Source organism: Pseudomonas sp. PsB (genome assembly GCF_043658375.1).
GTDB lineage: Bacteria > Pseudomonadota > Gammaproteobacteria > Pseudomonadales > Pseudomonadaceae > Aquipseudomonas > Aquipseudomonas putida_Z.
The window spans coordinates 1-9,021 of the sequence record NZ_JBIGLU010000072.1 but is presented as its reverse complement, the minus strand read 5'-3'; the positions used below and the strand labels follow the sequence as shown (position 1 = coordinate 9,021).

The window sequence follows — 9,021 nt, the reverse complement described above, 5'->3', positions numbered from 1 at the left end:
CTGCTTCATGGAAAAACTCGGCTGGCGGGATCGGCGTATTTCACCAGATTCGGGAAGTCTTTTTCAGACCTTCCCTAGGTCTTTTGTTGCGAATACCAGCCTCATGCCGCTGCCCTAAAACACTTCCAATGGATTGCCTTATGAAGCCTGGAAACTGCTGTTCCAGAGGGGTTCAGAAGGTGGCGCGGACTCTACAGGATTTACTAACGATTCCCACCCCTCAGATCGTTATTGGATAAAACGACGACAGGCCGTCCCCTAAGCTCTGGCCGGAAAAGCACCTCCACCGAGGCAAAGCAGTTATTACAGTCGATAAGCGCAAAGGAGGGGCGGGGTTTACCGGCTACGTCGACCATGACGGTTGAAACTCCAGATGACGATGCCGAAGGTGTCGACCTCTTCGAACTCACCGACAGTGATAGGGGGGTACAGGGGATTCTCCGAAGACAAGACCTTGCAGCCGTTGACCAGATCTAATCGCTTAACGATCGGCTGGTTGTTCACATAAACGACGACGATGTCGCCCACCTCTGCGTCGAGTGACCGGTCGATCACGAGCAATGTGCCGTGGTAGATGCCAATACCGGACATGCTGTCGCCTTCGGTCTCGGCCAACCAGATATGAGGGGCTCGGAGGTTCAGCAGCACGTCGAGCGATATCGGTGGTTCGTAGTAGTCCGCAGCAGGGCTTGGGAAGCCTCCCTGGACCGTTCCGGAAAGGACGCTTACCAGAATGTTTGTTTCGACGTCGGTACACCTTCGGAGACGCATAAACGGCACTTCACTGTAACTGTACGCATATACAGTAACGCGCCCGGCACTCAAATTTCTAGAGCATTCGGTCTCCGGATCCAGGGCTCAGCGCCGTATCGATTGCATAAGCATAAGCGGCGTCGGCCAGCTCCTGTCTTTCCCGGCGCTCCGCGTCGTCAATGAGATCAAGGCGATAGAGGGTGTCGAGATGCGCACGGAGCGCGCCATAGCGGAATGCTATGTCGCCGGCCGAGGTCAGCTGCTCAATCTCTACATCCCAAATGGCCAGCTCCTCGATCAATGTCGTCGCCATGGCTTGTCCTGGCGAAGCTTGATTAGAAGCTGCAGAACCAATCCGACGCGGCGTACTCGGCGTCGGCGAAGGTCATCTGCTTCATCGGGAAACTCGGTGGGTGGAATCCGGGTATTTTGCCAAAATCTGGAAGTCTTCTTCAGAGTTTCCCTAGTGTGCGCTCTCTTGCTTGGATGGCATTACGTTCTGGCCCAACGTTACTGTAGCGAATCCGCAGCAGTATCAATCAAAGCCTCCTGTATCCCGCGTGAAGAAAGACGCTACGTTGCGCCCGTTCTTCCACGGCTTCGCTTGCCGCCCCGCTACGGCAGATTCGAAGTATTCATCGAAATGTCATTCTTTAGAAGCAGTGCGGTAACAAGGAATTTCTACCCTTTGCATCGCGAACCGCAATTGTGCGGCCAGCAATATTGCGAAAGGTGAACAAATGACGCCCCATCCGATACAGGACGCCGTGCTGCGGGTCGACCGGTTGAGCGTCGTCTATCCAGGCGGCGTGACAGCCCTACGCGATACCTCGATTGCATTTCGGCGTGGTGAGTTCACCGTGCTGCTTGGTCTCTCGGGCGCAGGCAAGTCGACCTTGCTCCGTAGTCTCAATCGACTCGTCACGCCCACTGGCGGCAGTGTCACCAGCGAACTCGGTGAACTCGGCAGCGGCTCGGCCTTGCGTCAGCATCGTCGGCGTACCGCCATGATCTTTCAGCACCACCAGCTAATCGAACGTCAAAGCGCACTGGCTAATGTGCTGACCGGTCGGCTGGCCTTTCACAACACGCTCCGCTCGCTGTTTCCTCTGCCGCGTGCCGATCAGGAGATTGCGCTCAGTTGCCTCGCTCGGGTCGGTCTGGCAGACAAGGCGCTAAGCCGGGTGGACAAACTGTCCGGTGGCCAGCAGCAGCGGGTAGGCATCGCGCGTGCGCTAGCGCAACAGCCGGCGATCATTCTGGCCGATGAGCCGGTAGCCAGTCTCGACCCGGCCACTTCGGTCCGTGTTCTCGGATTGCTGCGCGACATCTGCAAGGAAGACGGCATCACCGCCATCGTTTCGCTGCATCAACTCGAATATGCCCGCCGCTTCGCCGATCGCGTCGTCGGGCTGGCCGATTCTCAGATCGTTTTCGATGCCGCGCCCTCGGAACTCACCGATGCGCAGCTTGAGCGCATCTATGCAGGCCGCTCTACGACTCAGCCAGCGAATGCTCCGGCTGAACCACCTGTCATGCTCGAACCTTCACAGGAGATGTCCCGATGAAACGCTTATCCGCGCTCTTATTGACTTGCTTGCTGTCCGCTGTTTCAAGTTTGTCCGCCCTAGCGGCCGATGCCGATCCGGATGTGCTAAAGGTTGCCCTGCTGCCGGACGAAAACGCCTCCGAGCTGATCAAGCGTAACCAGCCGCTGAAGGATTATCTGGAAGAGCATCTGGACAAGAAGGTGCAGCTGATCGTAACCACCGACTATTCCTCGATGATTGAGGCGCTGCGCTTTGGCCGTATCGACCTGGCGTATTTCGGTCCGCTGTCCTACGTCATGGCCAAAAGCAAAAGCGACATCGAGCCCTTCGCTGCCATGGTCATCGACGGCAAGCCGACCTATCGCTCGGTGATTATCGCCAATGTGGCGTCAGGCGTGAATGAGTATGCCGACCTTAAGGGCAAGAGAATGGCCTATGGTGACCGGGCATCGACGTCCAGCCATTTGATTCCCAAAACCGTGCTTCTTGAGACGGCCGATTTGACGGGTGGGCAGGACTACGAACAACATTTTGTGGGCACGCATGACGCCGTTGCCGTCAACGTGGCGAACGGCAACGCCGATGCGGGTGGGCTGTCGGAGGTAATTTTCAATCACGCAGCCGAACGTGGCCTGATCGATCCGAGCAAGGTGAAAGTACTTGGTTACAGCGGCGAATACCCCCAGTACCCCTGGGCGATGCGCTCGAACCTGAGCCCCGAGCTGAAAACCAAGGTGCGGGATGTATTCGTCGGTATCGACGATCCCGAAGTGCTGCGCAACTTCAAGGCCGAGGCCTTCGCGCCAATCACCGACGCCGACTACGATGTGATCCGCAACATGGGATCGCTGCTCGGCCTCGACTTCGCCACGATGTGAGCACCGATATGTCTTCTCATTACGACGTGCAGGCGCTGCCTGCAGAGCAACGCGAGCACATCCTTCGAGGCTTTGGCCTCGGTTGGTGGCGCCAGCTGGGGCAGGTGGCGATTGTATTCGGAGTGGTGCTGTTGGCCTGCTGGTACGTGGGGCTGCTCGATGCCACCACGCTGCTGAACGGGCTGCCCTCCATCGCGACCCTGGCAGGCGAGGCCATGCCGCCAGACTTTTCGGGCTATCGAAGCTGGATTCGCCCCTTGATCGACACCTTGGCGATGAGCATCGCCGGTACGGCCATCGCAGTGGTGTTCTCGCTGGTGGTGGCCTTCGTTGCAGCGCGCAATACGGCGCCGCACCCCCTTGTGTTCGGTGTTGCCCGGGTGCTGCTCAATGCCCTGCGGTCGGTGCCGGAGCTGATCATGGGCATCATCTTCGTTGCAGCCGTAGGGTTCGGCGCCTTGCCGGGCGTGCTTGCCCTGGGTCTGCATTCGGTCGGCATGGTCGGCAAGTTCTTCGCCGAGGCCATCGAGCACGTCGACGAAGCGCCGGTGGAAGCCGCTCGGGCGGCGGGGGCTACGCCGATGCAAGTGCTGCTGCACGCGGTTTTGCCACAGGTGACGCCGCAGTTCGCCGACGTGGCGATCTACCGCTGGGAATACAACTTTCGCGCCTCCACCGTGATGGGCATGGTTGGCGCCGGCGGTATCGGCTTCGAACTCATGGGCTCGCTGCGCATCATGCAGTACCAGGAGGTTGCAGCAATCCTGCTGGTCATCCTGGCCATGGTCACGCTAGTAGACGCCTTCAGTGGCGTGCTGCGCAAACATTTCAAATAGGACAAACCATGCTGCCGAAACTCGTTATAACTCACCGAGTACACGATGAGATCCTGCAACTGCTGGCGCCACATTGCGAGCTGATGACCAACCAGACCGACAGCACGCTGACGCGCGAGGAAATTCTGCGCCGCTGCCGCGATGCTCAGGCGATGATGGTGTTCATGCCCGATCGGGTCGATGCAGACTTTCTTCAAGCCTGCCCTGAGCTGCGTGTAGTCGGCTGCGCGCTCAAGGGCTTCGACAATTTCGATGTGGACGCCTGTACTGCCCGCGGGGTCTGGCTGACCTTCGTGCCTGATCTGTTGACCGTCCCGACTGCCGAGCTGGCGATCGGACTGGCGGTGGGGCTGGGGCGGCATCTGCGGGCAGCAGATGCGTTCGTCCGCTCTGGCGAGTTCCAGGGCTGGCAACCACAGTTCTACGGCACGGGGCTGGATAACGCTACGGTCGGCATCCTTGGCATGGGCGCCATCGGACTGGCCATGGCTGATCGCTTGCAGGGATGGGGCGCGACCCTGCAGTACCACGAGGCGAAGGCTCTGGATACACAAACCGAGCAACGGCTCGGCCTGCGCCAGGTGGCGTGCAGCGAACTCTTCGCCAGCTCGGACTTCATCCTGCTGGCGCTTCCCTTGAATGCCGATACCCAGCATCTGGTCAACGCCGAGCTGCTTGCCCTCGTACGGCCGGGCGCTCTGCTTGTAAACCCCTGTCGTGGTTCGGTAGTGGATGAAGCCGCCGTGCTCGCGGCGCTTGAGCGAGGCCAGCTCGGCGGGTATGCGGCGGATGTATTCGAAATGGAAGACTGGGCTCGCGCGGACCGGCCGCGGCTGATCGATCCTGCGCTGCTCGCGCATCCGAATACGCTGTTCACTCCGCACATAGGGTCGGCAGTGCGCGCGGTGCGCCTGGAGATTGAACGTTGTGCAGCGCAGAACATCATCCAGGTATTGGCAGGTGCGCGCCCAATCAACGCTGCGAACCGTCTGCCCAAGGCCGAGCCTGCCGCATGTTGAATCCGGTCTGGCTGAAGAGCCTGGTAGCGATCGTTCAAACAGGCAGTTTTCAGAGCGCGGCGAGGGCGTTGGGGCTGGCCCAGCCGACGGTGTCGCAGCACTTGCAGAAGCTTGAAGAGCAGGTCGGCGTAACGCTGGTGCAGCGCAGTCGTAGCGGCTGCCAGCCTACCACACGGGCGCTGGCCTTCATGCCGCATGCGACCGCCTTGCTCGACATGCACGCCCGGGCGCTAGAAGCCCTGCATGGCAATCGTGAGCGCGTCGGGGCCAGCTCCAACATCGGCACCTACCTTCTCCAGCCATTCGTGCGCAACTATCTGACGACCGCAAATGAGAGGGGCGAGGTGGATCTGCGCATCGCCGCCAACCCGGATGTGGCCGACCAGCTACTGGCGGGCCAGCTCGACGCCGCGATCATGGAATGGTGGCTACCTCACCCCGACTTCGAACACCGCCTCTGGCGGGTCGAGCCGCTGGTGCTTATCGTCAGCCCCGACCATGCGCTGGCTGAAGCAGGGTGCATAGAACGTGATCGTCTGGTGGACCTGCCGATGCTGGGAGGTGAACCGGGTAGCGGTACCGGACGGCTTCTGACCGAATACTTTGGCGAACTGGGCGTGCCTCGCAGCGGTATGCAGCTAGGCAGCACCGAGGCAGTCAAACAAGCAGTGAGGGCGGGACTCGGCGTGTCGTTGGTGATGGCTTCCGCAGTACAAGACGAAGTTCGCAGTGGCGCGCTGGTAGCTCTTCCCATCCCGGGGCTTGAAAAGCGTCTCCAACTGATCTGGCGCAAACCTCCCGGAAATCTGCACCCGCCGGGATTTGTGCGGCACTTATTGGAGGAGGCAGATCTAGCTGGATAAGGTGATGGATGGTTGCGATCCAGCGCTTGGCTTGTCAGCCTAGGGAAACTCTGAAAAAGACTTTCTGATTTGGCAAAATACCGCGACCCCACCCACCGAGTTTCCCGATGAAGCAGATGACCTTCGCCGACGCCGAGTACGCTGGCAAGCGCAAGCAAACCCGCAAGGAGTTGTTCCTGATCGAGATGGATCGGGTGGTGCCGTGGAAGGGCTTGATTGCTTTGATCGAGCCACATTATCCGAAGGGTGAAGGTGGCCGTCCGGCCTACCCGTTGATGGCGATGCTGCGTGTGCATCTGCTGCAGAACTGGTTCGGCTACAGCGATCCAGCGATGGAGGAAGCGCTGTACGAAACCACGATCCTGCGCCAGTTTGCCGGGCTGAACCTGGAGCGCATCCCCGACGAAACCACCATTCGACGACCTGCTGGAGCTGTACTGCGGCAACGGCAACTTCACTCTGCCGCTGGCCACCCGCGTGCGTCGCGTGCTGGCCACCGAGATCAGCAAGACCTCGGTCAACGCGGCGCTGGCCAATATCGCTGACAACGGCATCGACAACATCGAGCTGGTGCGCCTCTCCGCCGAGGAGCTGACCCAGGCGCTGAACGAGGTGCGGCCGTTCCGCCGCCTCGCCGATATCGACCTGAAGCGCTACGATTTCGGCAGCGTCTTCGTCGACCCACCGCGCGCCGGCATGGACCCGGACACCTGCGAACTGACCCGTCGCTTCGAGCGCATCCTCTACATCTCCTGCAACCCGGAAACCCTGGCGCAGAACATCGCCCAGCTGGCCGACACCCACCGCATCGAACGCTGCGCGCTGTTCGACCAGTTCCCCTACACCCACCACATGGAATCCGGGGTGCTGCTGGTCCGCAAGTGACCCGCTGCGATTGAACGCCGGCGGCCAACCGGCGCTCACATCCGTAACCCTCACGGATTACGGAGGCACACGCATGCTGGTATTCGAGTCGATCTACACCGAAGGTCTGGCGCAGATTTCCTATCTGGTGGGCGACAGCAAGGCCGCCGTCGCCGCGGTGATCGATCCGCGGCGCGACGTCGAGGTCTACCTCGACCTGGCGCGCGACAAGGGCCTGCGCATCGCCTATGCCATCGAGACGCACATCCACGCCGACTTCGTTTCCGGCGCCCAGGCGCTGGCCGAACGCTGCGGCGCCGAGATCATCGGCGGACTACGCCTTCGGGCTGCGTCAGGTGGACGACGGCGAGGTGCTGGAACTGGGTCAGGTCAGCCTGGAAGTGCTGCACTCGCCAGGCCACACCCCCGAGCACATCTCGCTGCTGCTACGTGACAGCCAGCAGGGCGAAGCGCCCTTCGCGCTGTTCACCGGCGATACGCTGTTCAACCTCGACGTCGGCCGCCCCGACCTGCTCGGCGAGGACAGCACCAAGCAGCTGGCAGCGCAGCTCTACGCCACGCTGTTCACCCGCTACCTGCCGCTCGGCGAACGCATCGAGATCTACCCCTGCCACGGCGCCGGCTCGGCCTGCGGCAAATCCATCGGTGACCGTCGCCACTCCACCCTCGGCAACGAATTGCTGTTCAACCCGGCGCTGAACCAGCGCCGCACCGAGCAGGAGTTTGTCGACTGGCTGCTCGACGGCATGCCCGAGCCGCCGCGCCACTATGCGCGGCTCAAGCAGCTCAACGCGCGCCCGCTCGAACGCCTGCATGGCCCGGCGCTGCCACCGCCGTTGGCGCCGGAGGAGTTCCGCCAGCGCACCGCCGATCACGATGCCGTGCAGCTGGTGGATGTGCGCTCGATCCTCGCCTTCGGCGGCGGCCATGTGCCGGGTGCGCTGAACATCGCGCTGCGCGACGAGTTCGCCAGCTGGGCCGGCTGGATGCTCGACGACCAGCGACCGATCTACCTGATCGGCGAGGACAGTGTGGAGGTCCACCAGGCGACGCTGCAGCTCTATCGCATCGGCCTCGACCAGGTCGCCGGCTACCTGCGCAACGGCATGACCGACTGGCAGAACGCCGGCCTGCCGCTGGCGTGCGTCATGCAGTGGACGGTGCACGAACTCGACCGCCGGCGCGGCGACCCCGAGGTCCAGGTACTCGACGTGCGCTCCCCCGAGGAGGTTGCGCAGGGCCGCGTGCCCGGCGCGCGGCATGCCTTCGTCGCGCACCTGCCGCAGCATCTCGAGCAGCTGGACCGGGACGGCATCGTCGCGGTCTATTGCGGCAGCGGCTATCGCGCCTCGATTGCCGCGAGCCTGCTCAAGCGCCACGGCTTCAACCGGGTCGCCAACGTGCCCGGTTCCTGGGCCGCCTGGCGCAAGCATGACCTGCCGGTGGCGCAGCGCTGAATTCGCCGCGGCACGATCCGCATCAGCTGAAGAATGGCCAATCGCTTTTTCCACCGGCCAGAGGCACAGGTACTGCCGGATAAGGCTGCGCCGTTATCCACCCTACGCCCCGTCGATCACCCGATGCGCAGGGTGGATAACGGCCAGCGGCCTTTCCCACACGTCAGTATTCGACTTGCAGTTCGGCGCTGCGCGGTTCGGCTTGGCAGGCCAGCGCCCAGCCCTGACGCACCTCGCTTTCGCTCAGCACCTGGTTGCTGCGCATGCTCACGCTGCCCTCCACCACCCGGCACTTGCAGGCGGCGCAGACACCCGAGCGGCACGCGCTCGGCGGTTGCAGGCCAGCCTGTTCCATGGCCTCCAGCAGCACCTCGCCGCGCGGCACGTCCAGCTCGTGACGGCGACCGTCGAGCGCGACCCGCAGGCGGCTGCGGCGCCCGCCCGGTGCGGCCGTCGGCGCTGCGGCGGCAAAGCGTTCCAGATGGATACGCGCCGCATCCACACCCCGCTCGCCCAGCGCGGCACCCGCGGCATCCATGAACGGTTGCGGCCCGCAGATGAAGGCGTCGGCGGCTGACCAGTCAGCGATCTTCGTGGCAATCGCCGGGCCGCTCGGCACACCCTGCTCGGCATCGAGCCAGATGCGCAGCTGCAGGCGATCGGGGTAACGCGCAGACCACTCGGCCAGCTCCTCGGCAAAGATGGGGGGCTCGCAGAATTCGGAAAAAATCGTACGCTAAGGTTTTCCGGGCATCCGTAGGGGCCGAAACTTCCCGTCTT

At 62.3% G+C, this 9,021-nt stretch carries 10 protein-coding genes and 3 pseudogenes; 9 read left to right on the top strand and 4 right to left on the bottom strand.

Annotated features, from left to right (window positions below; all coding sequences use genetic code 11):
• Positions 1–224 precede the first annotated feature (224 nt).
• The 3 genes and pseudogenes from ACGLHT_RS29770 to ACGLHT_RS29760 all read right to left on the bottom strand — a co-directional run.
• A pseudogene (locus tag ACGLHT_RS29770) lies at positions 225–356 on the bottom strand (hypothetical protein); the annotation flags it as partial.
• The gene (locus ACGLHT_RS29765) at positions 337–771 is read right to left on the bottom strand and encodes a LexA family transcriptional regulator (protein WP_070087030.1); all 435 of its coding nucleotides are present in this window, start codon (positions 769–771) and stop codon (positions 337–339) included. The pseudogene ACGLHT_RS29770 and the gene ACGLHT_RS29765, both read right to left, overlap by 20 nt.
• Before the next feature lie 58 nt (positions 772–829).
• On the bottom strand, positions 830–1,066 hold the full coding sequence (locus ACGLHT_RS29760) for a hypothetical protein (RefSeq protein WP_070087029.1): 237 nt from the start codon (positions 1,064–1,066) through the stop codon (positions 830–832).
• A 427-nt stretch (positions 1,067–1,493) separates the two neighbouring features.
• Between ACGLHT_RS29760 and phnC the strand changes: the two genes are divergently transcribed.
• From phnC to ACGLHT_RS29715, 9 genes and pseudogenes are all read left to right on the top strand, one after another.
• Positions 1,494–2,321 carry a phosphonate ABC transporter ATP-binding protein gene (phnC, locus tag ACGLHT_RS29755; RefSeq protein ID WP_070087028.1) on the top strand — a complete coding sequence of 276 codons (828 nt, stop codon included), beginning with the start codon at positions 1,494–1,496 and terminating at the stop codon, positions 2,319–2,321.
• On the top strand, positions 2,318–3,181 hold the full coding sequence (gene phnD, locus ACGLHT_RS29750) for a phosphate/phosphite/phosphonate ABC transporter substrate-binding protein (protein WP_070087027.1): 864 nt from the start codon (positions 2,318–2,320) through the stop codon (positions 3,179–3,181). Before phnC ends, phnD begins: the two co-directional genes overlap by 4 nt.
• 8 nt (positions 3,182–3,189) lie before the next feature.
• On the top strand, positions 3,190–4,017 hold the full coding sequence (gene phnE / locus ACGLHT_RS29745) for a phosphonate ABC transporter, permease protein PhnE (protein ID WP_003118430.1): 828 nt from the start codon (positions 3,190–3,192) through the stop codon (positions 4,015–4,017).
• Positions 4,018–4,025: 8 nt separating this feature from the next.
• On the top strand, positions 4,026–5,036 hold the full coding sequence (ptxD, locus tag ACGLHT_RS29740) for a phosphonate dehydrogenase PtxD (protein WP_094867759.1): 1,011 nt from the start codon (positions 4,026–4,028) through the stop codon (positions 5,034–5,036).
• Positions 5,030–5,899, top strand: a complete 870-nt coding sequence (locus tag ACGLHT_RS29735) for a LysR family transcriptional regulator (protein ID WP_010466239.1) — start codon at positions 5,030–5,032, stop codon at positions 5,897–5,899. The genes ptxD and ACGLHT_RS29735 overlap by 7 nt, the downstream gene beginning before the upstream one ends.
• A gap of 107 nt (positions 5,900–6,006) precedes the next feature.
• A pseudogene (locus ACGLHT_RS29730) lies at positions 6,007–6,315 on the top strand (IS5/IS1182 family transposase); the annotation flags it as partial.
• 1 nt (position 6,316) lies between these two features.
• Positions 6,317–6,784 (top strand): annotated as a pseudogene (locus ACGLHT_RS29725) (methyltransferase domain-containing protein); the annotation flags it as partial.
• 73 nt (positions 6,785–6,857) lie between these two features.
• Positions 6,858–7,217, top strand: a complete 360-nt coding sequence (locus tag ACGLHT_RS29720; RefSeq protein ID WP_230357762.1) for an MBL fold metallo-hydrolase — start codon at positions 6,858–6,860, stop codon at positions 7,215–7,217.
• Entirely contained in the window at positions 7,120–8,241 is a 1,122-nt protein-coding gene (locus tag ACGLHT_RS29715) for a rhodanese-like domain-containing protein (protein ID WP_232881381.1), read from the top strand. Before ACGLHT_RS29720 ends, ACGLHT_RS29715 begins: the two co-directional genes overlap by 98 nt.
• A 163-nt stretch (positions 8,242–8,404) precedes the next feature.
• Here the strand turns inward: ACGLHT_RS29715 and ACGLHT_RS29710 are convergent, their stop codons facing one another.
• Positions 8,405–8,779 (bottom strand): 2Fe-2S iron-sulfur cluster-binding protein, encoded by a 375-nt coding sequence (locus ACGLHT_RS29710; protein ID WP_256549986.1) that lies wholly within the window; start codon positions 8,777–8,779, stop codon positions 8,405–8,407.
• Positions 8,780–9,021 lie beyond the last annotated feature (242 nt).